The sequence below is a fragment of the Henriciella aquimarina genome, from assembly GCF_002088975.1.
GTDB lineage: Bacteria > Pseudomonadota > Alphaproteobacteria > Caulobacterales > Hyphomonadaceae > Henriciella > Henriciella aquimarina.
This window is the reverse complement of sequence record NZ_NCST01000038.1, coordinates 32,947-57,164: the sequence shown is the minus strand read 5'-3', so window position 1 is coordinate 57,164 and position 24,218 is coordinate 32,947. Positions and strand designations below refer to the sequence as shown.

21 protein-coding genes and 1 riboswitch are annotated in these 24,218 nt (G+C 63.4%); of the genes, 6 read left to right on the top strand and 15 right to left on the bottom strand.

Annotated features, from left to right (window positions below):
* Position 1 precedes the first annotated feature (1 nt).
* Positions 2 to 511 carry a bifunctional adenosylcobinamide kinase/adenosylcobinamide-phosphate guanylyltransferase gene (gene cobU, locus B8784_RS05655; RefSeq protein WP_084396624.1) on the top strand — a complete coding sequence of 170 codons (510 nt, stop codon included), beginning with the start codon at positions 2 to 4 and terminating at the stop codon, positions 509 to 511.
* Here cobU and cobD read toward each other — a convergent pair.
* The 11 genes from cobD to cobT all read right to left on the bottom strand — a co-directional run bounded on the left by cobD (position 501) and on the right by cobT (position 11,673).
* Complete coding sequence (cobD, locus tag B8784_RS05650) at positions 501 to 1,493, bottom strand: threonine-phosphate decarboxylase CobD (RefSeq protein WP_084396623.1); 993 nt, start codon at positions 1,491 to 1,493, stop codon at positions 501 to 503. The two genes, cobU and cobD, sit on opposite strands and share 11 nt — an antisense overlap.
* A complete protein-coding gene (gene cbiB, locus B8784_RS05645; protein WP_233355987.1) occupies positions 1,490 to 2,443 on the bottom strand; it encodes an adenosylcobinamide-phosphate synthase CbiB in 954 nt (317 codons plus the stop codon). Before cbiB ends, cobD begins: the two co-directional genes overlap by 4 nt.
* Positions 2,443 to 3,924, bottom strand: a complete 1,482-nt coding sequence (locus tag B8784_RS05640) for a cobyric acid synthase (RefSeq protein WP_084396622.1) — start codon at positions 3,922 to 3,924, stop codon at positions 2,443 to 2,445. The genes cbiB and B8784_RS05640 overlap by 1 nt, the downstream gene beginning before the upstream one ends.
* Positions 3,921 to 4,682 carry an ABC transporter ATP-binding protein gene (locus B8784_RS05635; RefSeq protein WP_084396621.1) on the bottom strand — a complete coding sequence of 254 codons (762 nt, stop codon included), beginning with the start codon at positions 4,680 to 4,682 and terminating at the stop codon, positions 3,921 to 3,923. The genes B8784_RS05640 and B8784_RS05635 overlap by 4 nt, the downstream gene beginning before the upstream one ends.
* A complete protein-coding gene (locus B8784_RS05630) occupies positions 4,675 to 5,664 on the bottom strand; it encodes a FecCD family ABC transporter permease (protein WP_084396620.1) in 990 nt (329 codons plus the stop codon). The genes B8784_RS05635 and B8784_RS05630 overlap by 8 nt, the downstream gene beginning before the upstream one ends.
* Positions 5,661 to 6,509, bottom strand: a complete 849-nt coding sequence (locus tag B8784_RS05625; protein ID WP_084396619.1) for an ABC transporter substrate-binding protein — start codon at positions 6,507 to 6,509, stop codon at positions 5,661 to 5,663. Before B8784_RS05625 ends, B8784_RS05630 begins: the two co-directional genes overlap by 4 nt.
* Before the next feature lie 10 nt (positions 6,510 to 6,519).
* Positions 6,520 to 8,367 (bottom strand): TonB-dependent receptor plug domain-containing protein, encoded by a 1,848-nt coding sequence (locus B8784_RS05620; protein WP_084396618.1) that lies wholly within the window; start codon positions 8,365 to 8,367, stop codon positions 6,520 to 6,522.
* 167 nt (positions 8,368 to 8,534) lie between these two features.
* Positions 8,535 to 8,724, bottom strand: a riboswitch (cobalamin riboswitch).
* A gap of 57 nt (positions 8,725 to 8,781) precedes the next feature.
* Positions 8,782 to 9,384, bottom strand: a complete 603-nt coding sequence (cobO, locus tag B8784_RS05615; RefSeq protein WP_084396617.1) for a cob(I)yrinic acid a,c-diamide adenosyltransferase — start codon at positions 9,382 to 9,384, stop codon at positions 8,782 to 8,784.
* An 11-nt stretch (positions 9,385 to 9,395) separates the two neighbouring features.
* The gene (gene cobC, locus B8784_RS05610; protein ID WP_084396616.1) at positions 9,396 to 9,914 is read right to left on the bottom strand and encodes an alpha-ribazole phosphatase family protein; all 519 of its coding nucleotides are present in this window, start codon (positions 9,912 to 9,914) and stop codon (positions 9,396 to 9,398) included.
* On the bottom strand, positions 9,905 to 10,663 hold the full coding sequence (gene cobS / locus B8784_RS05605) for an adenosylcobinamide-GDP ribazoletransferase (RefSeq protein ID WP_084396615.1): 759 nt from the start codon (positions 10,661 to 10,663) through the stop codon (positions 9,905 to 9,907). Before cobS ends, cobC begins: the two co-directional genes overlap by 10 nt.
* Positions 10,660 to 11,673 (bottom strand): nicotinate-nucleotide--dimethylbenzimidazole phosphoribosyltransferase, encoded by a 1,014-nt coding sequence (cobT, locus tag B8784_RS05600; protein WP_233355986.1) that lies wholly within the window; start codon positions 11,671 to 11,673, stop codon positions 10,660 to 10,662. The genes cobS and cobT overlap by 4 nt, the downstream gene beginning before the upstream one ends.
* Positions 11,674 to 11,892: 219 nt before the next feature.
* Here cobT and B8784_RS05595 point away from each other — a divergent pair, with 219 nt between their 5' ends.
* The 5 genes from B8784_RS05595 to B8784_RS05575 all read left to right on the top strand — a co-directional run bounded on the left by B8784_RS05595 (position 11,893) and on the right by B8784_RS05575 (position 17,849).
* On the top strand, positions 11,893 to 13,485 hold the full coding sequence (locus B8784_RS05595; RefSeq protein WP_084396614.1) for a putative bifunctional diguanylate cyclase/phosphodiesterase: 1,593 nt from the start codon (positions 11,893 to 11,895) through the stop codon (positions 13,483 to 13,485).
* Positions 13,482 to 14,249, top strand: a complete 768-nt coding sequence (locus B8784_RS05590; protein ID WP_143435315.1) for a LysM peptidoglycan-binding domain-containing protein — start codon at positions 13,482 to 13,484, stop codon at positions 14,247 to 14,249. Before B8784_RS05595 ends, B8784_RS05590 begins: the two co-directional genes overlap by 4 nt.
* Before the next feature lie 56 nt (positions 14,250 to 14,305).
* The gene (locus B8784_RS05585; protein WP_084396612.1) at positions 14,306 to 16,015 is read left to right on the top strand and encodes a serine/threonine-protein kinase; all 1,710 of its coding nucleotides are present in this window, start codon (positions 14,306 to 14,308) and stop codon (positions 16,013 to 16,015) included.
* Positions 16,012 to 17,073, top strand: a complete 1,062-nt coding sequence (tagH, locus tag B8784_RS05580) for a type VI secretion system-associated FHA domain protein TagH (RefSeq protein WP_084396611.1) — start codon at positions 16,012 to 16,014, stop codon at positions 17,071 to 17,073. Before B8784_RS05585 ends, tagH begins: the two co-directional genes overlap by 4 nt.
* 68 nt (positions 17,074 to 17,141) lie before the next feature.
* Positions 17,142 to 17,849, top strand: coding sequence for a PP2C family protein-serine/threonine phosphatase (locus B8784_RS05575; protein WP_233355985.1), 708 nt, complete (start codon positions 17,142 to 17,144; stop codon positions 17,847 to 17,849).
* A gap of 11 nt (positions 17,850 to 17,860) precedes the next feature.
* On the opposite strand, the gene B8784_RS05570 is transcribed toward B8784_RS05575, so the two are convergent.
* The 4 genes from B8784_RS05570 to B8784_RS21555 form a co-directional block, all read right to left on the bottom strand.
* Positions 17,861 to 18,763: a hypothetical protein gene (locus B8784_RS05570; protein ID WP_143435314.1), complete on the bottom strand. Its 903-nt coding sequence runs from the start codon at positions 18,761 to 18,763 to the stop codon at positions 17,861 to 17,863.
* A 9-nt stretch (positions 18,764 to 18,772) separates the two neighbouring features.
* Positions 18,773 to 21,364, bottom strand: coding sequence for a TonB-dependent receptor (locus B8784_RS05565; protein ID WP_158085595.1), 2,592 nt, complete (start codon positions 21,362 to 21,364; stop codon positions 18,773 to 18,775).
* 173 nt (positions 21,365 to 21,537) lie between these two features.
* Entirely contained in the window at positions 21,538 to 23,223 is a 1,686-nt protein-coding gene (locus tag B8784_RS05560; protein WP_084396607.1) for a putative bifunctional diguanylate cyclase/phosphodiesterase, read from the bottom strand.
* A gap of 215 nt (positions 23,224 to 23,438) precedes the next feature.
* On the bottom strand, positions 23,439 to 23,978 hold the full coding sequence (locus B8784_RS21555) for a DUF3592 domain-containing protein (protein ID WP_158085594.1): 540 nt from the start codon (positions 23,976 to 23,978) through the stop codon (positions 23,439 to 23,441).
* Positions 23,979 to 24,218: the final 240 nt, after the last annotated feature.

The window sequence follows — 24,218 nt, the reverse complement described above, 5'->3', positions numbered from 1 at the left end:
CATGGCGATCACACTGATTCTGGGCGGGGCACGTTCCGGCAAGAGCCGGCGGGCGCAATCTCTGGCCGAGGCGTCGGCACCGGCCCGCCTCTATGTCGCGACCGCCGAGGCGCATGACGCAGAGATGGCTGAACGGATCGCGCACCATCAGGCCGACAGGGGCGATGGCTGGCAAACCCTCGAAGCCCCGCTCGACCTCGTGGGCGCGCTGAATGGTCTCGCGCCAGGCGATACGCCTGTGCTCGTCGACTGCCTGACCTTGTGGCTCTCGAACCTCATGCATCATGGGGGCGATGTGGAGGCCGAAACGGTCCGGCTGTGTTCAGCCCTGAAGGCGCTGCAGCGGCCTGTCTTTCTCGTGTCGAATGAGGTCGGCCTTGGCCTTGTGCCGGAGACCCCGCTCGGGCGGGCTTTCCGCGATGCGCAGGGCCGGCTCAATCAGGCGGTGGCCGAGGTCTCGGACGTGGTCGAGTTTGTGGCGGCCGGCCTGCCGCTGCGGCTCAAGGGCTGAGCGCGTCTGCCAGGCGGGCTTCGGCGGCGTCGCTCTCCGGCAGGCCGATGCGGATGAGCTTCTCCGACCAGTCGAAGCGGCGGACATAGATCCCTGCACGGGCGAGCCTTTGCCAGAGCGCGGTCGCATCTTCTGTCTCGACGAGGCAGAAAAGATCTGTCCCGCCGATAATGGAGAGACCGGCCCTGGCCAGCGTTTCGTCAAGCCGGCGACGAGCCTCGGCCAGCCGGGCACGTGTCCCGTCTTGCCAGTCGAGGTCGCCATAGGCGCGGGCTCCGATATGAAGGGCCGGGCCGGCCACAGACCAGACGCCCAAGCGCGCTTGCAGGGCCTCCCGAAGGCTTTCCGGCCCCATGAGCGCGCCCAGGCGAAGCCCGGCGAGACCGAAGAATTTGCCGAAGGAGCGCAAGATCACCAGGCCCTCGGTGCCGCCATAACGGGCAAGGCTGAGGCCCCTATCGAGGTCGGCATAGGCTTCATCGACGATCAGCCAACCACCGCGGGCGGCCAGCTGTGCGGCCGTTTCGAGAAGCCGGGCTGTATCGAAGCGCCGGCCGTCTGGGTTATTCGGCTGGCACAGGACGATTGCATCGGCGCGGTCTGCGGCGGCCAGCGGGTCCGGCGTCTCGATGAGGTCGCAGCCGGCCGCGCGCCAGACACGGGCATGGTCTCCATAGGTCGGGCTGAGGATGGCGACGCGTTCCGGCGCGATGATGGTGGGCAGGAGCCGGATCAGAAGCTCGCTGCCAGGTGCCAGCAGCAAGCTGTCCTCTGGCGCACCGGTAGAGGCCGCCATGGCTGAGCGGCAAGCGTCATAGGCGGTATGGGTCGGTAAGTGACGGAGAGCCGTTTCCGGAACATCCGTATGAGGATAGGCCCATGGATTGATGCCGGTCGACAGGTCGATCCAGGGCTCCGAGGCCTCCGGAAAGGCGGCGCGCATCCGGTCCAGTGCGCCGCCATGGACGAGATCCTGTTTCATGCGGCCTCCTGCAAGAGACAGATCACGGCCAATAGGCAGGCGCCAAGCCCCATGGCCTTTACGTAAAGGCGCAAGGCTTTCTGGAGGTCGTCCGCTGCCGGGTCGCGAGCGTCCGGATTGAGCCACGGCTCCGGGCTTTCATGTGTGCCATAGCTGCGCGGCCCCGAGAGGCGGACGTCGAGCGCGCCTGCCATGGCGGCTTCCGGCCAGCCGGCATTGGGCGAGCGGTGCTTGCGGGCATCGCGCAGCATGGTTCCGAAAGCCGAGGGCCGCATTGAGGCAAGTCCGATGAGGCATCCTGTGAGCCGCGCCGGGACAAGGTTTGCTGCGTCGTCGAGCCGGGCGGCAAACCCGCCAAAGGCGCCATAGCGTTCATTGCGGTGACCGATAATGGAATCGAGCGTGTTGATCGCCTTGTAGGCGGCAAGTCCCGGCAGCCCGAAAATGGCGCCCCAGAAGAGGGGCGCGACCACCCCGTCGGAGGCGTTTTCGGCAAGGCTTTCCATACTGGCGCGCGCGACACCGGCCTCGTCCAGTAGAGCCGGGTCGCGCCCGACAATGAAGGAGACGGCTTGCCGCGCAGTGTCGATCTCGCCGGAGGCCAACGGGTGCGCCACCGCCGCGACGTGCTGGTAGAGGCTGCGCGAGGCGAGCAGGCTGGAGGCGATGAGCGCCTGAAAGAGAAAGCTCGCCCAGCTATTCGGCAGTACACGGACGATGACCCAAGCGAGCGCCGTGGCAAGGATGACGGCGAAAAGGCTGACAAGAGCGCCGGCGAGATAACGCCAGCCATGCGGCCAGCCTGTCCGATTGAAGGCTTTTTCCAGCTGTCCCACCAGCGCGCCGAACCAGACAACCGGGTGCCGGATCAGCCGGTAGAGCCAGTCCGGCCAGCCAAGGAGCGCCTCGATTGCCCAGGCAGCCAGCATGAGCGAAACCGTCCCCGGCATCAGGCCGGCGTCCAGCCCGGCGGTTGGGCGCTGTCCAGCAAGGCGTCGATATTCGTGGCCGCTTCCACGCCATCCGCCAGCCGGTCGAGGGCCTGGTCGACGGCGGTCTCATAGCTGAGAGACGGGTCGGCATGGCCCCCTGAGCGCTCCAGCCAGGCTTGCCTGAAGGCATCGCCTGTGAAGGCGCCGTGCAGATAGGTCCCTTCGACATGGCCATCCGCGCTGCGGGCGCCATCCGGCTGGCCCTCAAGGGTAAAGACGCACCGGGCCGTGTCGGGGCCGGCGGTCTGCCCGGTATGGATTTCATAGCCGGAGACAGGCGCCTGGCTTGTTGTACACCGGCCCGTGACCGGGGAGACACGTTTGTCCGATGTCATCCAGGTTTCGATGTTGAGCAAGCCGAGGCCGGCGGCTTCGCCGGGGGCGCCATCAATGCCGTCGGGATCTATAATCCGCCGTCCCAGCATCTGATATCCGCCGCAGATGCCAAGCGCGCGTCCGCCGGCGCGGGCATGTGCAATGATGTCATGGTCCCAGCCCTGCGCGCGCAGAAAGGCGAGGTCACCGAGCGTGGACTTGGTGCCAAACAGGATGATGACGTCGCTATCGCGCGGGATGGGCCGGCCGGGCGGCACCCAGTGGAAATCGACACCCGGCTCCTGTTTCAGCGGGTCGGCATCGTCGAAATTCGCCATGCGCGACAGCATCGGGGCGGCAATTTTCAAGTGGCCGCCGGAACGCGCTGCCGGTGTTTCCAGGGTGATGGCATCTTCAGCGGGCAAATGAGCGGTCGCTTCGAGCCAGGGAATGATGCCGAAACAGGGCCAACCGGTCCGGCTCTCGATCGCCTTCATGCCTTCATGGAAAAGGGCAGGGTCGCCGCGGAACTTGTTGATGAGAAAGCCTGCAATCATGGCCGCATCATCCGGATCCAGAACACTTTTTGTGCCGACGAGGCTTGCGATCACGCCGCCCTTGTTGATGTCGCCAATGAGGCAGACGGGCACGCCGGCGCGCCGGGCAAAGCCCATATTCGCGATGTCGCGCTCGCGCAGATTGATCTCCGACGGGCTGCCGGCGCCTTCCACGATGACCAGATCATGCGCGGCGGTGAGCCGGTCGAAGCTTTCCATCACATGGCCCATGAGGTCGCCGCGATGCGCCATATAATGGTCGGCATCCATCGCCGTGACCGCCTTGCCGTGCACGACGAGCTGGGCCCGCCGGTCGGTTTCCGGCTTGAGCAGGATGGGGTTGAAGTCTGTGTACGGATCAAGACCGCATGCCAGGGCCTGCAGTGCTTGCGCGCGGCCGATCTCCCCACCAGACGGACAGGCGGCGGCATTGTTGGACATGTTCTGGGGCTTGAAGGGCGCGACGCTGTAGCCGCGGCGTTTCGCAATCCGACAGAGGGCGGCTGTCAGGACGGACTTTCCGACATCCGATCCGGTCCCCTGCAGCATCAGGGCCCGCGCTGTCATATCGCGCCTTCGATCTCGACAGCGCGCCCCTCGATCCGGGCGCGGACACCATAGATATCGGCCAGGCGTTGCTCGGTAAGCGTTTCTTCCGGCGGGCCGTCGGCGATGATGCGGCTGCTCTTCATCCAGATCATGCGCGTGGCATAGCGCGCCGCCAGCGGGATGTCGTGCAGCACCACGAGCGCGCCGCCGCCCGTCTCGACATACTGGCGCACGATATCCATGATCCGGAACTGGTGGCGCGGGTCGAGGGCGGCGACAGGCTCGTCAGCGACCAGAAGCGGGGCATCGGCGGCAAAAGCGCGCGCGCAATGGACCCGCGCAAGTTCACCGCCAGAGAGCGTGTCCGTCTGCCGGTCGCTGAGGCCGGCCAGGTCGCAGCGCCTGATCGCTTCGTCGACGGCTGCGGCATCAGCCGGGTTCAGCCGGCCCGGTGCAGCGCCATAGGCAAACCGACCAAGCGCCACGACGTCGCGCACCGTGTTCGGCCAGGCGAGCGGGCGAAGCTGGGGCAGGTAGGCGACACGGCGGGCGCGCTGCATGGGCGAGAGCTTTTCGCTGTCGGTGCCATCCAGCGTGGCGAGCCCGGCAGCGCGCTTCTCAAGCCCGAGCGCCGAACGCAGTAGGCTCGTCTTGCCGGCGCCATTCGGGCCGAGCAGGGCGACGAGTTCGCCGGGGACCACCCGAATACTGGCCGCCTGGACGAGGGTGGTTGGACCGGCCTTCACGGTCAGGTCGCGGGTCAGGAGTTCAGCCATTGAGCGTGCGCCTCCTCATCGCGATCCACACGAAGGCGGGCGCGCCGATCAGGGCGGCGACAACGCCGAGCTTCAATTCGTTCGAGGTCGGCAGCAGCCGGACGCCGATATCCGCCACGACCAGGATAAGCCCGGCGAGCAGCGCCGACGGAATGAGGGAGCGGGCCGGGTCATGCTTCACGAAGGGGCGGATGAGGTGCGGCGCGACAATGCCGACAAAGCCGATGGCCCCGGCGAGCGCCACCGATCCGCCAGTGGCGAGGCCGGCGCCGAGGACCGTCAGGATGCGCTGGTTGCGCAGGTTGAGGCCAACCCCGCTCGCGGCTTCCTCGCCAAGGGTCAGAGCCGACAGGCCCCGCCGGGAAGCGAGCAGGATGGCGGCCCCGGCAATCAGGAAGGGCGCGGCAAGGCCAACTTCCTCAAAGCTGCGATTGGCGACCGAGCCCAGCATCCAGTTGATCATGTCGGACAGCGAGAAGGGGTTGGGTGCGAGGTTCATGAGCAGGCTCATTGCGGCACCCGAAAAACTGGAGAGGCCGACCCCGATCAGGATGAGCGTCACGACGGAGCGGGTGCGGATGGCGGCCAGCGCGATGAGCGCGGTCGCTGCCAGTGCACCGGCAATGGCGGCGAGGGGGAGGACCCAGGGCGAGAGCGCGGCAAAGCCATAATAGAGCGAGACGGTTGCAAAGAGGGACGCCGAGGCCGACACGCCGAGCACGCCCGGTTCGGCAAGCGGGTTGCGCAACAGCCCCTGCAGGGCCGCCCCGCTGATACCGAGCGCGGCACCGGTTATGAAAGCCGCCAGCGCCCGCGGCAGACGGATTTGCCAGACGACGAGCCTGTCGCCGACATCGGCGCCACCGAAAAGAGCGCTCAGGACGCGGTCGGCAGGCAGGGGCGTCGAACCGAGCAGGCAGGCGGCGAAGATGGCCAGCAGGCTGGCGGCGATCAGGCCCGGGAGAAGCAGGCGGCTCGTCACGACTCGCCTCCTTCGGCCAGCGCTTCGATGGCATCCATGATGAACCAGCCCCCGCAGGCGGTCCAGGCGCCCTTCAGGGGCACGACCTTGTCCGGCTCCAGCTGGCGTTCGGCCACGGGGTGTTTCATCGGGCTCCAGGAATCGGGGTGGTTGGTAAGCTGGTCGAAGAAGGCGGCGGCAACGATGTCGGGCTGCTCATAGGCCAGGCGTTCGAGCGGGATGGAGCGCCAGCCAGGTTGTTTCTGGAAGTTCTCGAAACCGGCTTCTTCGAGCATTTCATGCACCATGGAGCCCGGTCCGCTCGTGACGCCGGCGGGTGTCAGGTAAAGTGCGGTCTCGCCATCGGTCTTGCGATTGAGAGCAGCGAGGCGGCTGCGGAACTCGACCACCAGCTCGCGTCCGCGATCACTCTGGCCGAGGCCGTCGGCCATGTGCTGGATAAGGCTCGGGATTGAGCCGACTTCTTCACTGTCGACATTGGATGTCCAGCCGACCTGGAGAACGGGCACGCCGGCCCGCTCAAAAAAGGCTTCGGCATTCGGGCCGCCGCCATAGGAGCGCACGACCAGATCGGGCTTCAGGATGAGGACGTCTTCGGCGACGGGCCGCACCGTCGGCACCCCGGCAGCTTCGTCTCGCATATAGGAAAAGTGCCGTGTCGCGTCGGGCGATATGGCAAGGATCTGCTCGCGGTCGGCGAGCTTCAGGACGTACTGGTCGGCGCAGTAGTCGAGACTGACGACTCGCATCGGGCGGCTGCCGTTTCTGTTCTCCGGCGCTGAGGGGGCGCCGCAGGCCGCTAGCCCGATCGCGATGAGGAGAGAGAGGATCATCAGTCTCGACATGCGGGGGCCTCTAGTAGCGCAGCCTCAGGCCGACCGAGCCGGAAAGGCCGGGCGTGCCATAGCCGAGGATCTGCTGATAATCCTCATCGAAGAGGTTCTCGACGCGGCCATAGAGTTCGACGCGCTCGCTCAGCTCATAACTGCCGGTGAGGTCGACCCGTGTCCAGCCGTCCAGCGTGGTGCCGTCGGTGTTGGACTCGTCGCCATTATAACGCACCAGCACGGCGCCCGAGAGCGGGCCATCGGGATCGACCGCGACCGTCACGTCGCCGGAATGCTCCGGAATGCGGGTGAGTTCGTTGCCATCGCCGTCCTCGGCATCGATATAGGCGTAGTTGGCCGAGACGTTCAGCCAGTCGGTCAGCGCGTAGCCCCCGAACAGTTCGACACCCTTCGACTCCACCTGGGCGATATTGTCGTAGCCGGCGGTGTAGGAGAAATCGATCATGTTCTCCGTATCCTGATCGAAATAGGTGATGCCGGCTTCGGCCCGCCCATCGGCGGAGCGCCAGTCGATCCCGATATCGAAGGCTTCGGAGGTTTCCGGCTGAAGGTCCGTATTCGGTTCGGTGAGCCCGCAGAAGGTGCAGATATAGGTCGTCTGATAGAGGCTCGGTGCCTTGAAGCCCTCGCCCCAGCTGGAGCGCACCGTGATCTGGTCGGTCGGGTTCCATGCCGCGGCCACGCGTGCCGTCGTCTCCGAGCCGAACCGGTCGTCATCGTCATTGCGCAGGCCGGCGGTCAGGGTGAGCGTCTCGACCGGTTTGAGCTCGTAGAGGGCAAACAGGCTGTCTATCGCCGTGTCGTCATCGTTTGCCGTGGTCTCTTCGCGCTCGGCGCCGAAGGAGAGGGTGTTCATGTCGTTGACCTCGAACGTGCCCTGATAGCGGTAGAGCGTGCGGTCGCCCTCGGCATAATAGCTTTGCGCGCCGTCTGTGAAATTCTCCCGCTCGATATCGGAATACCCGACCATGAACAGGTTCTTGAAGCGGTCATCGAGCAGCGGCAGTTTCAGCGACACATTGCCTGACAGGGTCTCGTTCTGGGTGACTTCGTCGCCATCGGCGACGCTGCCCTGCGTGCCGGCAGCATAGCTGTCATATTCCGACTCCGCGTCATTCCAGAGGATGGTGGTCTCAAGCCGCGCCTTGTTCGGCAGGTTGAGGCCGCCCTTGGCAGACAGCGTTGTGGACTCATAACCATCGTCTTCGGAATTGCCATTGTCCTCGTCGGCTTTCGAGATGCCGTCCGTAGTGATGCCCGTGGCCGAGAGGCGGAAATCCCCGATCTCATTGGCGTTCTCGATCGACGCGCCGCCCCGCCAGGTGTTGTATGAGCCGTATTCGCCAAAGGCGCTGCCGCCGAAGCCTTCGTCGGGATCCTTGGTGAGAATGGAGACAACACCGCCGATGGCGTCGGATCCCCAGAGCGTCGATTGCGGGCCTTTGAGCACTTCGATGCGTTTAATGTTCGCGGTGTCCAGGAAGGCGAAATTGAAGCTGCCATCCGTGGTCGACGGGTCGCCGACAGGCACGCCATCGATCAGCACCAGCGTCTGTCCGCTTGAGGCGCCGCGTATGCGTACGCTGGCCGAACCGCCATAGGCACCGTTCTGGTTGATCGTCACGCCGGGCGCATTGGCGACGGCGTCCAGCGCGAAATCGAAGTCGAGCTTTTCAAGGTCCTCTTCGGAGATGATGCTGACGCTGGAGCCGACTTCCGTGGCCGTCTGGTTGAGGCGCGAGCCCTCCACGATGATTGGGCCGAGTTTGGTTTCACCGTCATCGGCGGCCTGCGCGATGGCAGGCGAGACGATGGAGATGGCAACAGCGCCCAGAAGAGCTGTTCTGTACGACATGGGTTTCCCCTCATGGCACCCCGCCGCCCGACAGACAGGTGCGCTTCATAACGACAAATTCTGGCCTCATGAGCAGATGCCATGCGGGCGGCCAGGCCGGTTTTTCGGATGTCGTTACAAAAGGAGAGGCAGGTGCCTTCCCGCCCGCTGAGACTTTCCCCGGTCTCCGGACGAACGACGCGATGGCAGGTCTCCTGGCTCGCCGATCATTGCTTTTGGCCGACCTTCCCGGAGCGGCAAGCTCCAGTGGTATGAGTGGCCATCAGCTCCTGGCTGACAGTTGCGGGTACAGCACCGGATTTACACCGGCTTCCCTCTTAGCCCCCTGTCAGGGGCACCATCTGAGCGCTCTGATGTTGCAAGCGCGAAGGTCTGTCAATAGGCGCAGCCATCGCGCTGCCGCAAGGGCAGGATCTAGAAATCGATGCCGCGCTGGGCCTTTATGCCGGCCTTGAAGGGGTGCTTCACCTCGGTCATCTCGCTGACGAGATCGGCGTAATCGCACAGCTCAGGCTTGGCATCGCGGCCGGTGAGGATGACGCTGGTACGGTCGGAGCGCGCCTTCAGGGCATCCAGCACGGTCTCGATATCGAGATAGTCGTAACGCAGGGCGATATTGATCTCGTCCAGGACGATGAGGTCATACTCGCCGCTCTGCATCATCTCGCTCGCCCGCGCGAAGGCCGATTCGGCAGCGGCGATGTCGCGGTCCCGGTCCTGGGTGTCCCAGGTGAAGCCTTCCCCCATGGTGTGCCAGTCGATCTGGTCGTCGAATTTCATGAAGAACTGCTTCTCGCCGGTGATCCACTTGCCCTTGATGAACTGGACGATGCCGACTTTCTGCTTCCAGCCAAGGGCTCGGACAATGACGCCGAAGGCCGAGCTCGACTTGCCCTTGCCATTGCCGGTGTGAACCAGGACGAGACCACGGCCCGGATCGCGCGCATCGGAAGTCTTCTTGCGCTGTTCGGCCTGAAGCGCCTTCATCTTGTCAGTGTGGTTCTCTGCGGTGGGCATGGGCGTTCCTTTCAGTCGATCAGCGTCACGAAGCCGCTGAACCCGATCGAAGCGGCATGGCTTTCGGCGGTCTCGTCAGCGGCAAGGGCGGCCTTGATGACGCCGGCATGGGTAACAATCAAGGTATGGCCATCGAGAGACCGGTACTCTTCCAATGCCTCGAGCGTGCGTTTGCGCAACATTGCGACACTCTCCCCGCCATGCGGACGCGCCTGCAGGAAGTCGCTTGCCCAGGCATTGATTTCGACAGGCGGGATGTCGGCCCATGGCCGGCCTTCCCACTGGCCGAAATCCATTTCCTTGAGGCGGGGATCTTCGTTCAGCCGGCAGCCGAAATGCCCGGACAGGCGCTCCGCCAGCACCCGGCAGCGGAAGAGCGGGCTGGTGACGATCCGGTCGGTCGCAGGCAGAGCCGGGATCAGGGCTTCGGCTTCATCCGGGAAACTGGCCGCCAGGGTCAGGTCGCTTGCCCCATAACAGAGGCCGGGCTCTGCGGCGGGCTGTGTATGGCGCAGCAGCGTTACAGCCATATCAGCAGCCCCAGATAGAAGCCCGTTTCGCTGAGCTGCTGCACCGCGCCCAGCGTATCGCCGGTATAGCCGCCGAGCTTGTTTTCGAAGAACAGGCGCATGAGGATATGTCCAAGCGCCAGCCCGCCCAGCCCGGCGAGCATGGCCGGGAAAGGCTGGACCAATGGCCAGAGGACAATGACCAGCGCGCCCGTCAGGCAGGCCATGGTCAGTCCCGCGTGAGACAAGCCTCTCGCGACAGGCTTGCCGGTGCCTTCGTCGCGCACATAGCGGCTCGTCGCGATCACCATCACCGCCGAAAGCCGCGACAGGCCATGGGCGGCAATGAAAGCGGCAAATGTCAGCCAGACCGGCATGGAGGAGAGGGCGGTCGCTTTCAGCAGAAGGATGACGACCAGCGCGGCGGTGCCATAGGTGCCGATGCGGCTGTCCTTCATGATGGCGAGCGTCTTTTCCCGTGTCAGGCCGCCGCCAATGCCATCGAAGGTGTCGGCCAGCCCGTCTTCATGGAAGGCCCCTGTCAGGATCAGGCCGGTGCCGAGGGCGACGATTACAGACACCATCTGTGGCAGGGCGAGTGCCGCCAGCCAGTAAGCGCCGGCGCAGATCGCGCCAATCATCAGCCCGACCAGCGGGTAATAGGCTGGCGTCGCGGCCAGACGTTCCGGCGTGTAGCCGATCTTCGCGGGCAGGGGCAGGCGTGTCAGGAACTGGATGGCAAGCGCCAGCTTGGCGAGCTCATCCTTCATGCCGGGCCGCTGACCCCGGCGCTGTCAAAGCTCGCCATGTCGCGCAGCATGGCCGCGGCGGCTTGCACGAGCGGCCAGGCGAGCAGGGCGCCTGTGCCTTCGCCGAGCCGCATATCGAGGTCCAGCAGGGGCTTTGCCTCGAGCGCGTCGAGGATGCGGCCATGCCCGGCTTCGGCAGAGCGGTGCGCGAAGATGAAGGCGGCCTCGCAGCCGGGTGCGATTTCGCGGGCGCAGAGCGCGGCCACCGTCGCGATGAAGCCGTCGACGAGGACCATCTTGCCGGCCTCCGACGCGCCGGTCATGGCGCCCGCCATGGTGACAATCTCGAAACCGGCATACTCCATGAGGGCGGTTTGCGCATCGAGCGTGTCCGGGGTGCGGCCTGCGGCCTGAACCAGAAGCGCGCGCTTCCGGTCCAGCGCGTCACCTTCAAGCCCGGTCCCGCGCCCGACAAGGCCCGTCACAGGCTCTCCGAGGATCTTTGCCGCGACGAGGCTCGCCGAGGAGGTGTTGCCGATGCCCATTTCGCCGAAACAGGCGGCATGGTGGTCGCCTTCGGCACCCAGCGCGCGTCCTGTCTCGAAGGCCCGATCTCTTTCTGCGGCGCTCATGGCCGGGCCGTCTATCGCGTTGGCGGTCCCTGCGGCCACCCGGTACGAAAGCAGGTCCGGATGCTTGATCGCGTCGCCCGCCACGCCGCAATCGGCAACCTGGACATCGATGCCCAGCGTGCGCGCGAACACTGTCGCGGCCGCGCCGCCTTCAAGGAAGTTCAGGACCATCTGCCGGGTGACATCCTGCGGATAAGCCGACACGCCGGCCCGGGCCATGCCGTGATCGCCGGCGAAGATGGTCAGCCGGCAGGTCTCGGCCACCGGTACGAGCGAGCCCTGAATCCGGGCGATCCGGGCGGCCAGAGCTTCCATGTCTCCGAGGGAGCCGACAGGCTTGGTCTTGCTGTCGATGGCTTGGCGAAGGGCGGTTTCGAACGATCCGGTCTGTTTCATCATGGCGCTTCCCTATCGCAGGCAAGCGCACAGGAATAGCGCCAATTTCCGGTTTTCGGCGGGCTGTCCTTCGAGCGGATGGCATCCGGGCGCTTCGGTGGCTATTCGTAACAAATGCTGCAGGCGGGGATTAAGAATGCCTGCCAACTCCACCGAAAAAATTAATCGATATTTGAAGGTTCTGGTCCAGTCTGTTGAAAGTTGAGTGAATATGGCAGGGTAATGAAGCGTTTGATCGGCCAGATATCTGCCGGCGCCAGACAGCCGGAAAACTGGCGGTCGTGCACGGTGTTTGCGGTGGCCTTCGGCGCGCTGGCGCTCTTGCTCGTTCCCATGCCGCAGGCGGCCCACCAGGTCGCCGCTTATGCTCTCGCAGCCATCTCCGCCTTGCTGATCACGCTGCTTCTCAGAAGCCGGTCACGTTTTCTGGGCGCGCAGATGGCTAACGCCTCGGCTCAAAAGCCCCATGCGCCAAGCGATGAGGATGCCCCTTCTGCGCCCGGTCTGGCCGGTCGTGAGACGCTCGTTTCTGTCCTGTCGCGCGAGTTGACGCCGGCGCTGTCGCCGACCCTTCTCGGGGTGATCCGGATTGCGAATTATGACCGGATGGCCGCGTTCGACGTCGCGGTGGCTGACCGGTTCCTGAACGCCTTCCATCAGCGTCTGGAGACAGCGCTTGGGAAAACACGCTATCTGGCCCGGGTCGAGCGAAACTGCTTTGCCATCTGGTTTGGCGGCCCTGGCGATCTGCAAACGGCAAAGGCGGAGCTTCAGGCGCTGGCCTATGCCCTGACCCAGCAGATCCGCGGCGACGCCTTCGCGATCGAGCCCGAACTGGAAACCGGCTACGCCGAAACGAGCGAGGAGCCGGAAACGCCGGCGGAGCTGATCAGCCGGGCGCTGGCCTCGCTGGCAAGGCCGGGCGGTCAGGCCGGTGCTTCGGGCGCGCCGGGCAGCAGGCAGCCCATGACCGATATGCGGCGCCGTTTCGCGCTTGAACAGGATCTGCGTCAGGCGATCGGCAAGGGTGAACTGGCCTTGCACTACCAGCCCTTCATCGACACCGCCGGGATGCGCGTCTCCGGCGCCGAAGCCCTGTTGCGCTGGAGCCATCCGCAACTGGGGGCTGTGTCTCCGGCGGAATTCGTTCCGATCCTGGAAGAGACCGGCCTGATGCAGGATGTCGGTGTCTGGGTGCTGAATACCGCTTGCCGGCAGCTGCGCGAGTGGCGCACTGCCGGGCATACGGACTTCCGGATGGCGATCAATCTCTCGGCGCGTCAGCTGCAGAACCCGGACTTGAAGACCGTCATCGAGCGCACGGTGAAGAACCACGGTCTGGCGCCGTCGAATATCGAGCTTGAGCTGACTGAAACGGCCGCCATGGAAGATTCGGCGCTGACGCTGAAGCTTTTCCGTAGCCTGCGCGAGGCCGGGTTCAGTCTGGCCATCGATGATTTCGGCGCGGGCTATTCCAGCCTGAGCTATCTGAAAAACCTGCCTTTCACCAAATTGAAGATCGACCGCGAATTCGTCTCGCATGTCGATCAGAGCAGCGAGAGCCGGGCCATCTGCAAGGCCCTGCTGGAGCTGGCCTCCGGGCTCGGCATCTCGGCGCTGGCTGAAGGCGTGGAGCGGCGCGAGGAAGTCGACACGCTCGCGCTCATGGGCTGCACGAGCTTCCAGGGATTCTATTTCGCCAGACCGATGGATGCGGCGGCCTTCACCAGGATGACCACAGATCCGGACTGGGTGGCTGCCGCTTGCTCACCGGCTGCTGAGATGCAGGGCGAATTGAAGAGGTGCTACTCATGACACGACTCATGGCCAAAATGGCGATCTTCGCCACCCTGCTGGCAGGTGCCTGTACACACACGCCTCAAGCGCCAGAGCCGGTTGCGGTGGACACAGTGGAAGAGGCGGCGCAGACACCTGTGGAGGCTTATGTGCCCGAGGCCATTCCCACCGAACGGGAGCGGGTCCGGCGTGCCATCCAGCTGCTTGGCGAGGGTGAGGAGTCGCTGGCGATGGTCGAGCTGGAGGCCATTCTCGCTGATGATCCCGATGACGCCATCGCCCTGAAACTGCGCGAACAGATCGAAACCGATCCCGTCGAACTGCTGGGCGAAAGCCACACGCCGCATATGGTCGAGACAGGCGAAACGACCTCGTCCCTGGCCAAGACTTTCCTCGGCGATGCCCTGCTTTTCTACGCCTTGTCGCGCTACAATGAGCTTGAGGCCCCGAACCGCCTGATGGCCGGGCAGACCCTGAAAATGCCTGACGATTATGGCGAGCGGCCTGATGATCTGCCGCAGGAAGTGGTGGAGGCGGTGACCATCGCTGCATGGCAGCCGTCAGAGAGTGTGGTCACGCCATCAGGGGGCACTTCGAAACGAGATGTGGCCGCGGCCAATACGCTTCGGCTGGAAGCGCTTGAGCAATTGAATGCCGGTCATGCCGAGCGCGCCGTAACGCTGCTTGAACGTGCCCGCACGCTCGACGGCGACAACCCCAAGATTGCCGCGGACCTGGCGAAGGTCGAACGCATCCAGGCGGCTCTGAGCCAGTCAGAGTAAAGCCACCCGGCGGCGTCAGAACGCGCCGTCCAACCCGAGCAGATGGAAGTCATCTCATGAAACGTGTTGGCCGATACGAAATCCAGGCGCGCATTGGACAGGGCGCGATGGCCGAGGTCTACCGCGCCTACGACCCCAAGATCGGCCGTGTGCTTGCGATCAAGGTTCTCAAGCAGGAATATTGCGAGAACCCGGAATATGCGCAGCGTTTCATCCGTGAAGCGCGCGCGGCCGGCGCGCTGTCGCACCCGAACATCGTGACGATCTATGATGTCGGGGACGCGGACGGGTACCCGTATATCGCGATGGAGCTTCTGGCCGGCGTGTCGCTGGACAATGCGCTGCTCGCGCGGGGGCAGTTCGCGATCGGCACCGTTATCGCCATCGGTCAGCAATTGGCGGATGCCCTGAATTATGCCCATGGCATGGGCATCGTTCACCGCGATATCAAACCTTCCAACATCATGCTCAGCGAGGACGGCCGGTCGATCAAGATCCTCGATTTCGGGATTGCCCGTGTGGCGGAGGGCGACCCCGGCGAGGCCCAGGAAGGCCTGATGACCCAGGTGGGTCAGGTCGTCGGCACGCCGCGTTATATGAGCCCCGAGCAGGCGCTCAGCCGGGAACTGGACGGACGCTCGGATCTGTTCTCCGTCGGCTCCGTTCTCTATGAGATTTTGACCGGCAACCCGGCTTTCAACGGCAATGGCATTGCGACGCTTGCCGTCCAGATCACGCAGCAGGAGCCACCGCCGATCAATACGACGCCTGCCTGTCCCAGGGGGCTGGAATTCATCATCTGGAAATTGCTGGAGAAGAAGCCGGAGCGTCGCTTTTCCAGTGGTGGCACGCTGCTGGAAGCGCTGCGGCGCGAAAAGGAGAGCCACGACGCGGTATCGGCCGAAGGGCGCCGCCGGCGGATCTCCCTGCAAGCGCGCCTGACCTTGTCGGCTTGCGCCATCACGGTGGCTTTCCTCTTTGTGGCGGGCTCCTTCGTCATCTCTCGTCAGAACGCGACGATGAAACGGCTGGCCGAGACCTCCGGCTCCTCCATTGCTTCCTTCGTGGCGACCAACACAGCGGTTCATGCCGTGGAGAATTCGTCCCTGCCGGAAACAAGCCAGGACTGGCTTCCCGTCCAGGCCTTCATCAATTCCGCGTCGGCCGATCCGAATGTCACGGAGATGGCGGTGATTGACCGCCAGGGGGTGATCCGGGCGGCATCCGATCCGTTCCAGGTGGGCACGACAGATACCGACATCCAGGAGCAGGGTATTCCGGCGGGCGATAGCGGTGGACGTGTCGCCACAGTGGAAGGCGATGATGGCGCCGAGATGTTCCAGTTCACCCAACCGATCACTTATGCTGGGCGCAATTTCGGTGTGGTGGAAATCGGCATGCAGAAAGCGGACCTCACGTCTGCGGCGGTCTATATGCGCAACATGCTGATCGGCCTGGGCATCCTTGTCGTCGCCATGGTCGGCTGCCTGAGCTATATGGCAGCGCGGACGCTGCTGCTGCCACTGCGCCGCCTGAAGGCCGCGCTGCGCGATGCTGCGGCTGGCGATGTCGACTTCCTGATCTCTCATCAGCGCAAGGACGAGTTCGGCGAGCTGTATGACAGCTTCAACGCCTTCGCTGTCTCGGTGCAGTCACGCGACGCGGCAAACCCCGGGCCTGCGCCTGCCGAGACCGTCGTCCTCGACGAGCAGGGCGGCGGGGCAACTGTGGTGACGTCCGGCAAGCTGGCAGTGGTGTCACGATGATTACGCTTCGTCTGTATAGGGAAGATGAGCCCGGCCGCCAGGTCGATTCCTACATCATGGGGGATGGCGACGTGACCGTCGGACGCGACTCCGGTGCGGTCTGGGTTATCGATGATCCCGACCGGCGCCTGTCGCGGTTTCATTGTACGATCTCTGCACGCGACGGCCGGGTTTTCGTGTACGATACAAGCGCGAACGGTGTCTATCTCGGCGTCGACCGGGACCGTATCGAGCCGGGGGTCGAGGTTGATGTCCCGGCCGGAGAAACGCTTCAGATCGGGCGGTTCCTGATCGTGGTCGATGCGGACGCTTTCCCGGATGACGCGCTGCTTGATCCGGCGGGATCCCGCACCAACAGTGCACCGCTTGGCCATAGCCCCGACGAGCCGGTGAGCAGCGCCATACCGGATCAATGGACAGAGCCCGACCTGCCGGCGCAGCCGCGTCCGGACCGGGGCGATGCCGCGGGCGAAGTCGTCATGCTCGAGGCCTTTTGCGAAGGCGCCAAGATCGATCCATCCTATCTGGCGAGCGAGGACCCGTCCGAGATCATGCGCCGGGTTGGCGAGATCTACCAGCAGCTCGTGCTCGGTCTCGGTGACCTGATGAGCGAACGGGCCTCGGTGAAGTCGGAGTACAGCCTTGAGCGCACCACCATCGGCGCGACGGCAAACAACCCGCTGAAATGGGCGCCGACCCACCGTCTGGCGGTGGACCTTGTCAGCGAACGCACGGGTGGCTTCCTGAACGGCGCTGAAGCCGTCAAGGAATGCTTTGAGGACCTGAAAGGCCACTCCCTGTGCCTCGTCGCCGGTTCGCGCGCGGCCGTTTCGGCCGTGCTCGATGAATTCGATCCGAAAGCGATAGAAGCTGGCGCCAAGGCGAAGACATCGCTGTTCATGGAGCGCTCCGAGGCCTCATGGCGGCGGATGAAATCCCTTCATGAAGCGGTGTCCAGCGACCCCTTCAACGATGGGCAAAGTCTTGTCAATCTTGCCTTCAAACGCGGCTATGAAGACCGCCTTGGCGAGTTGAAGACACAGGGGGAGGATGAATGAGCCGGCAATCGCCTTTAAAGGCTGCAGACGGCATGACGGGGAGGATGCACGCTTTCCGGATGCGGTCGGTGGGACGAACGCATCAGGGGATGGTGCGAAAGCTCAATGAAGACGCTTTTATCGAAAGTCCGGACACCGCGCTCTGGGCGGTCGCAGATGGCATGGGTGGCCACAAGAATGGTGATTTCGCGAGTGCCATGATCGTCCAGCGGCTGGGGCGGATTGCCGGGGCCGGGACGGCTTATGCCCTGCGGCGTGAGGTGGCGCGGCAACTGGCCCTGGCGAATGAAGAACTCCTGACGCGTGCACAGGACAGTTCCCGTGGCCCCATGGGCGCGACCGTGGCTGTGCTGACGGCTTGCGGAGGCTATTATTCCTGCACCTGGGCCGGCGACAGCCGTATCTACCTGCTGCGCAAGGGCCGCCTGCGCCGGATCACGAGCGACCATAGCGTGGTGCAATCGCTCATCGACGCCGGAGAGCTTTCGCCGGAAGAGGCGCGTCATCACTCCAAGGCCCATGTCGTTACCCGGGCCGTTGGTGCCAAGGCCGAGCTGCTGCTGGACACGGCCAATGGCGAACTCATGCCCGGAGACAGGTTTCTTCTGTGCTCGGATGGTTTGACCTCTGTGTCCGACGACGCGACGATCCTCGATCTCATTGCGGACAAGGATCCCGAGACCGCCATAGACGGCCTCATCAACCATACGCTGTCGCAGGGGGCGCCGGACAATGTCACAGCGATCCTGACGGACGTCCTGAACGAGGGCGACTGAGCCTCGCCGGCCTATCGGAAGCGGGTGGCTTCGCCTGCCTTCAGCGCGTCTTCCGGGATTGCGGGCAGTTTGAATTCGCGGATCTCGCCATTTGGCCGGGAGATGGCGAAGACCTTGCGGGAGCCGTCTGTATCGAACGCGAAGGCCTGGCCCTCGGCCTCGATATCGATCGTGGCGATATGGATGAGTTTTGGTCCCATGACCGGCTTGGCAACCACATACATCTCGGTGCGATCATGCCCCATCAGGTAGAGCAGGCCGTCCGGGCCGATCTCGCCACCCGACGCCGCCTGGGGCGCCATGAGGTCGACCAGCGCATTGGGCAGCATCCATCCCCCGGTCTTCCGCCAGTCTGAATCGAAGGTATAGACCCCGGCATAGGCATTGGTCTTGTATGGCAGGCCGGTCTCGTCATTATAGTGGGCGAAGCCGGCGACCCAGCTATCGCCGAGCCGATCGAACCAGACAAGCGAGCCTTCGTCCATCAGGCCGAGGCTGTGACTGGCACGATGCTTGAGCGTGTGCTTGTCGAACACCTCGATTGAACTCGCCATGGGGACTTCGGGGTGGTTCGAATTGGCGCAGACAAGGTTATCGTTTTCGACAAAGCAGGAATTGATGTGCCGGATCAGGCCCTTTCTCGAGCCGATCCAGCGCTGCTCAAGCGCGCCGGTTTCGCGGTCATAGCGGCCGATGACATGGTTGACGATGGCGTACACCGCTTCCTCGTCAGCTGCCGTGCCCTGGCGGGCTTCCGGGGCGTCCCAGCGGTTCAGGAGTTCGGCTTCCAGCCGGACCGGCTCGACCGTCTCATACACCGGAATATCTTCATAACGTAGCTTTTGGGCAAAGGCTGGTCCTGACAGGGTAGACGCCATGGCGGCCAGCGCCGCAAGGTGGATACGTTTCCGCATGCTGATCTCCTAGAAGTCCGCCGTGATGCCGAGCCAGAAGGTCCGGCCGAAGACCGCGTCTTCCTGCAGGTAGCGCGCGCCCGGCCCTGTCAGTTCGCGGCGGCCGCTATCGGTCAGATTCTGGACTTCGCCGACAATGGTGAAATCGTCGGTGGCGTTGAAGCGCGCCTGCAGGTCGACCTGCTCGCGCTGGTCCCAATATTCGTCGGTATTGATGTTCTCCGGCGTGATCGTGTCGATGAAGCTGTCGGTATAATTGTAGGAGGCCCGGAGCTCGAAGGCATCGGTCGCGTAGAAGGCTGTGAGATTGTAGGTGTTGTCGGGCTGCTGGAAGAAGCCTGTCTCACGTGTTGATCCGTCGCTGAGCGGCACGATGAACTCCGTCTCAAGGAGCGTGGCGTTGGCAGAGACACCAAGCCCGTCCCACGGTGCGGGCAGGAAGCTGAAGGTCTGCTGGTACTGCATTTCGAGGCCGAGAATTTCAGCGCTCTCGGCATTCTCCGGCTGGGTCACGGCATCATAGGTAACCCCGTCGACCGTGATTGTGTCGACGGTTGTCTGTGTGAATATCTCGTCGGAAATATCCTTGTAGAACACGCCGGCCGAGAGGATGCCATCGCCGACATACCATTCGGCGCTGAGGTCGAAATTGTCGGATTCACGCGGTTTCAGGTTCGGATTGGAGCGTGAAATCGTGTTGTCGGTCGTGTTGATCGAGACGCCCTGGGTCAGCAGGTTGAGATTCGGCCGGCCAATCGTGCGCGAGGCCGCCGCCCGCAGGACGATATCGTCAGTGATGTTGTAGCGGATGTTGATCGACGGCAGGACATCCGAATAGTCGCCGGAGACCGTCTCGCCACCGAGCGGGGCACCGTCGAATTCCGTCTGCTCGAAACGCAGGCCGCCGGAAACGGTCCAGGGCCCTGTCTTCCATGTGCCCATGAGATAACCGGCTATTACGTCTTCCTGTGCCGTCGAGCCGTTCTCGACTGTCAGGGTACTGACAAGATCGCCGCTTGTGGCAACCTCATCTGAAGCTGGAATCGAGATGCGGAAGGGGAAGCGGTAGCCGCCCTGATAGTCGACGCCCGCGAGGCTGTCTTCGTCCACACGGTCCAGCGTGTAGGTTACCCCGTCATTGACCACGAAACGCTCGAAGGTGAGACCTTCCGACTTCTCACTTGTGCGGAAGAGAAAGCCCCCCGCAAACGACCAGTCCGGCAGCCCGGAGGCGTCCCATGTGAGGTCGGCGGTGTATTCCTGAATGTCATCCTCGGCAAAGCGATCCAGCGTGCCGCGATTCTGGAAGATATAGTTCGAGGGGTCGTAGAACGCGGCCGGATCCAGTGGCTGGGTAGTCGGGAAGACAGTGGAGATGTCGTAGCGGGCCCCGAGGGTCGTATCCGTCTGAAAGGAGTCGGTGACTTCCGGATTGTCCAGTTCGGCCGTCGTGTAGACGCCTTGGAATTTCAAGTTCCAGTCCGGGGCAAAGTCCCAATCGACCTTGGCCCGACTGTTGAAGATTTCGCGGTCGAGTGTGAAACGCCCAATGCCGATGATGTTGAAGCCGGTATCGGTGATGCCCGTCGTTTCTGTCTGTTCCCGAATGACGGCCGGTTGGTTGGAGCCTGAGCCGGTGCCGAATTCGTAGCGCTGTTCGTCGCGGCGTTCATCGTCATTGTATTCGTTGTAGGCGACCGCGACTTCCGCCTTGAGCGTGTCGCTGGGGCGCCATTCGCCCTTGCCGACCACACCAATCCGCTCTCGGACATTGTTGTAGAAGAACTGGCGGTGATTGGTCGGCACGACAATGCCATTGCCGTTGCCAAGGCCGACATTCACACCGCCCGCGTCGAATTCCGTATAGTCGGCATCGTCGACTTCGATCTGCGGAATGTTGAAGTTTCGGATCGAATAATCGACCCCGAGCACGACGCCGAACTGGTCGGCCAGGCCAAACTGTGTACCCGTCGCGAAATTGGCGCGCCAGGTCGTTTTCTTGTCGGATCCGTCCAGCGTTGTACCGTCGCCCGACTGCTCATAGTCACCGAGATAGGCGCCGCCGACAAAGAAGGGCTCATCCTGGTCGAAGGCGCTGCGGGTCACGAGATTGATCGTGCCGCCGATCGCATTGTGATCGAGCTCGGGTGTGATCGACTTGCGGACTTCCACGCGCGAGACGAGGGAAGACGGAATAAGATCGAGCGGAACGGCCCGGCCGAGCGATCCACGCTCAGGTGAGGCCACGATGCCGCCGTCTATCGTGGTCCGGTTATAGGTGGCGTTCAGACCGCGAATGATCGGGAAGCGAGCCTCGCCCTGGTCATTCTGGACCGCCGCGCCCGGAATGCGAACGACCGCTTGTGCGATGTTGAGGTCTGGCAGCCGACCGACATCGTCCTGGGAGACTGAGTCCACAATGACGTCCGCATTTCGCTTCGCTTCAACCGACCGTGCCTGGGAGAGCGCCTGGCCATATACGACCACGGTGTCTTCGCGCCGCTCTGCCTCGTCGGAAGCTTGTCCGAAAGCAGCCGGAGAAAGCGCCAAAGCGGCGGAGACACCACAGGTTAAAAGAAGAGCGGTTCGGATCTTAAGCATGGTCATTTCCCATTCCCCATCAGCGATACGGGGGCTCTGATCATGCCTGGGTGACAAGCTTGCGAAAGATTGTTGATAGTTTTGTTGCTGCGCACAATGGTCGGCCAGCAGGGCATCTGTATGCAGACTATTCTTGGTGGTTTTTCTGTGTGCTGTGGCGGGCAGGGGCAGTTTTACGCGACGTGTGTCCACCTGGATTTATCGGCCAGAAACCGCTCTGTGTCTTCGGTGCTGAGCGGTTTCGAATAGAGAAAGCCTTGCATTTCAGAACAGCCGATGAGGCGCAGCAGGTCATGCTGGCGCATGTTCTCGACGCCCTCTGCCGTGACCGGGATCTTCAGTACACGCGCAATCGAAGTGACGGCGCGCACAATGGCCTGGGACTCGCCGGGCGTGCCGATATCCTCGACGAAGGACTTGTCGATCTTCACCTTGTCGACATCGAGCTTCTGCAGGTGGGTCAGGCTCGAATAGCCCGTCCCGAAATCGTCGAGGGCGACTTTCACGCCTGCATCGCGCAGCCTGTTCAAGCGGTCCCGGCTTGGCTGATCGGTTGCCATGATGGCGCTCTCGGTCAGCTCTAGCTCCAGCCGGGAAGCGGCGAAATCCGTCTCGTCCAGAATATCCAGGATTTCGCCGACCATATTGTCATCGCGTAGCTGGACCGGCGAGAGGTTGACTGCGAGCCTGAGGCTGGGCTGGTCTGCCATCATCGTGCAGGCCGTCTTCAGAACCCACTTGCCCATCGGCACGATCAGGCCCGAATCCTCTGCCACGGGAATGAATGCCTCGGGCAGGAGGAGGCCGAACTCCGGATGGCGCCAGCGTACGAGCGCTTCCATGCCTGAAAGCCGTTCGCCTGCCGTGCTGAAAAGCGGTTGATAATGGACCTCGAGACCGGTCCCGGTGGCGAGCGCTTCGCGCAGATCGCTCTCAAGCTTCCGCAGATGCTGGATCTTCTCATCAAGCGCTTTCGTGAAGCGGCGATAGCAGGCTTTGCCTTCATGCTTGGCCTGGTAAAGCGCCACATCGGCCCGACGGTGCAGTTCGACATTGCTGATGCCATCGACTATGTCGGCAACGCCAACCGAAGCGGTCACATAGGCGCTGGCTTCCTCGATCACGAATGGCTCTGCGGCGGCGTCGAGGATACGGCGGCAAATGAGATCGACATCGGCTTGCTGGCCGCGGTCATTCAGCAGGATGGCGAATTCGTCGCCGCCCAGGCGCGAGACGGTATCAGACGCGCGCACGAGCGTTGTCAGGCGTTCGGCAAAGCCCCGGATCAGCGTATCGCCGGCCTGGTGGCCATGCGTGTCATTGATCTCCTTGAAGCGGTCAAGGTCGATATAGAGCAGGGTGCCGGCCTCGTTCGAGCGCTTCCGGCGCAGCAGGGCCTGGTCGATCCGCTCATTGAGCAGGGCCCGGTTCGGCAGGCCGGTCAGGGTGTCATGGAACGCCAGATAGTGGTTATGGGCTTCGGCTTCGCGATAGGCGGTGACATCGGTGATGGTCGCGACCAGAAAAGGTGTCTCGTTGAGGCGCACGCGGCGTTTGCAGGTTATCACCGTGCGAGGCCGGCCCGAGGCATCGGTCACCTGCTCTTCATTCTCTGAAAGCACGCCTTCCTCGAACACCCGGTCATCGGCGGCGTGGAAGACCTCCACTTCCTCGTCGGGAAAGAGGTCATAGTCGGAAAAGCCCAGCAGGACGTCACGGGAGTGGCCGAAGAAGTCGCAAGCGGCCTCATTGAGCAGAACGATGCGATGCGCGCGGTTCTTCACGAAGACGGGCAGCGGGATCACGTCGATAATCGCCTGCAGGTCTGAGATGCTCTTGATGTCGTCTGCGAGTTTCATGAGCCGACCGGTGGAGTGGGAACTGTCTCCGTAACCATCAAAGAGGGATACTGTCGGTATGAGGTTGCCAAACCATTAGCCTTTTCTGGCCAAACGGCAGTCCACTGCTTTTTTACGTGGCAGGAAAACGTGCGTGCACGGCCTCTGCTGCAATGGCTGTGGTGCAAAGGCGCCCTGAAGGCCTTGGTCATTTGTTGTCTGCCGGCGCTGATAGCTCAGGCCGCTCCGCCTTGATTCTCTTCACCCTTCTGTACGCCGAGCGGGCCGCGCCAGATCACATAGATGGCGAGCCCCGCTGCGCCCATGAGGAAGAGCCCGGCCAGAATCCAGTAATGGGGCGGCAGGACCGGCTCGATCAGGCGCGAGCGGCGCGGATCGTTCGGGTCGTAGACCACGGTGACGCTGGCCCCGGGGTGCACACTGCGAAAGGTGTGCTGGCGCACCGGCGTGAACCGTTTCTTGCACACTGCTTCCGGGTCCGCCCCCTCGGACACGGGCTCCCCATTCGTGCAGTAGGTGCGGCCGTTCGCTTCGAACATATAGGCCAGGGAGGTCGTCCCCGAGGAGCCGGCGGAGCTGGTATTAAGACCGATGATCCGCGCCCTTGTGACCTCGCCGGAGGCAAGCGCCCGGGTCTGCAGCGCCTTCTCGATCAGCGGCGCGAACAGCAGGACAAAGCCCACCAGAACGACGATCCCCGGCTTCATGCTTGTGCGGATCTTCTCCTTGCGGCTTTTTCCGTCTGTTGCGGCCATGGTTTTTCTGTCTCTCTCGTCTTCAGGGATGCGCCCCGGTGCAAGGGAGCAGCGAAGGGGGCGGGGATAAGCATCAGACCCCGCAGCTCTTAAACGCGAGACGGCAATGGAAACCGCCAAATCTGGGGGAAGTGAGCGTATGTCACGCGTGGGCGAGGCTTCTGCCTCCGACAGCTTGATCTGCCTCAAACTCGACTTGCAAATGAGAATGCATCGCATTAGTGCGGGGCGTCGCAAAAA

Coding starts and splice junctions, on each gene's coding strand:
- B8784_RS05635 (WP_084396621.1), bottom strand. CDS start 4,682: ATGGCTGAACTCCTGACCCGCGACCTGACCGTGAAGGCCGGTCCAACC.
- B8784_RS05640 (WP_084396622.1), bottom strand. CDS start 3,924: ATGACAGCGCGGGCCCTGATGCTGCAGGGGACCGGATCGGATGTCGGA.
- B8784_RS05565 (WP_158085595.1), bottom strand. CDS start 21,364: ATGCTTAAGATCCGAACCGCTCTTCTTTTAACCTGTGGTGTCTCCGCC.
- cobU (WP_084396624.1), top strand. CDS start 2: ATGGCGATCACACTGATTCTGGGCGGGGCACGTTCCGGCAAGAGCCGG.
- B8784_RS21555 (WP_158085594.1), bottom strand. CDS start 23,978: ATGGCCGCAACAGACGGAAAAAGCCGCAAGGAGAAGATCCGCACAAGC.
- cobO (WP_084396617.1), bottom strand. CDS start 9,384: ATGCCCACCGCAGAGAACCACACTGACAAGATGAAGGCGCTTCAGGCC.
- cobT (WP_233355986.1), bottom strand. CDS start 11,673: ATGATGAAACAGACCGGATCGTTCGAAACCGCCCTTCGCCAAGCCATC.
- B8784_RS05590 (WP_143435315.1), top strand. CDS start 13,482: ATGACACGACTCATGGCCAAAATGGCGATCTTCGCCACCCTGCTGGCA.
- cbiB (WP_233355987.1), bottom strand. CDS start 2,443: ATGCCGGGGACGGTTTCGCTCATGCTGGCTGCCTGGGCAATCGAGGCG.
- cobD (WP_084396623.1), bottom strand. CDS start 1,493: ATGAAACAGGATCTCGTCCATGGCGGCGCACTGGACCGGATGCGCGCC.
- tagH (WP_084396611.1), top strand. CDS start 16,012: ATGATTACGCTTCGTCTGTATAGGGAAGATGAGCCCGGCCGCCAGGTC.
- B8784_RS05620 (WP_084396618.1), bottom strand. CDS start 8,367: ATGTCGTACAGAACAGCTCTTCTGGGCGCTGTTGCCATCTCCATCGTC.
- B8784_RS05595 (WP_084396614.1), top strand. CDS start 11,893: ATGAAGCGTTTGATCGGCCAGATATCTGCCGGCGCCAGACAGCCGGAA.
- B8784_RS05585 (WP_084396612.1), top strand. CDS start 14,306: ATGAAACGTGTTGGCCGATACGAAATCCAGGCGCGCATTGGACAGGGC.
- B8784_RS05570 (WP_143435314.1), bottom strand. CDS start 18,763: ATGCGGAAACGTATCCACCTTGCGGCGCTGGCCGCCATGGCGTCTACC.
- cobS (WP_084396615.1), bottom strand. CDS start 10,663: ATGAAGGATGAGCTCGCCAAGCTGGCGCTTGCCATCCAGTTCCTGACA.
- cobC (WP_084396616.1), bottom strand. CDS start 9,914: ATGGCTGTAACGCTGCTGCGCCATACACAGCCCGCCGCAGAGCCCGGC.
- B8784_RS05625 (WP_084396619.1), bottom strand. CDS start 6,509: ATGTCGAGACTGATGATCCTCTCTCTCCTCATCGCGATCGGGCTAGCG.
- B8784_RS05560 (WP_084396607.1), bottom strand. CDS start 23,223: ATGAAACTCGCAGACGACATCAAGAGCATCTCAGACCTGCAGGCGATT.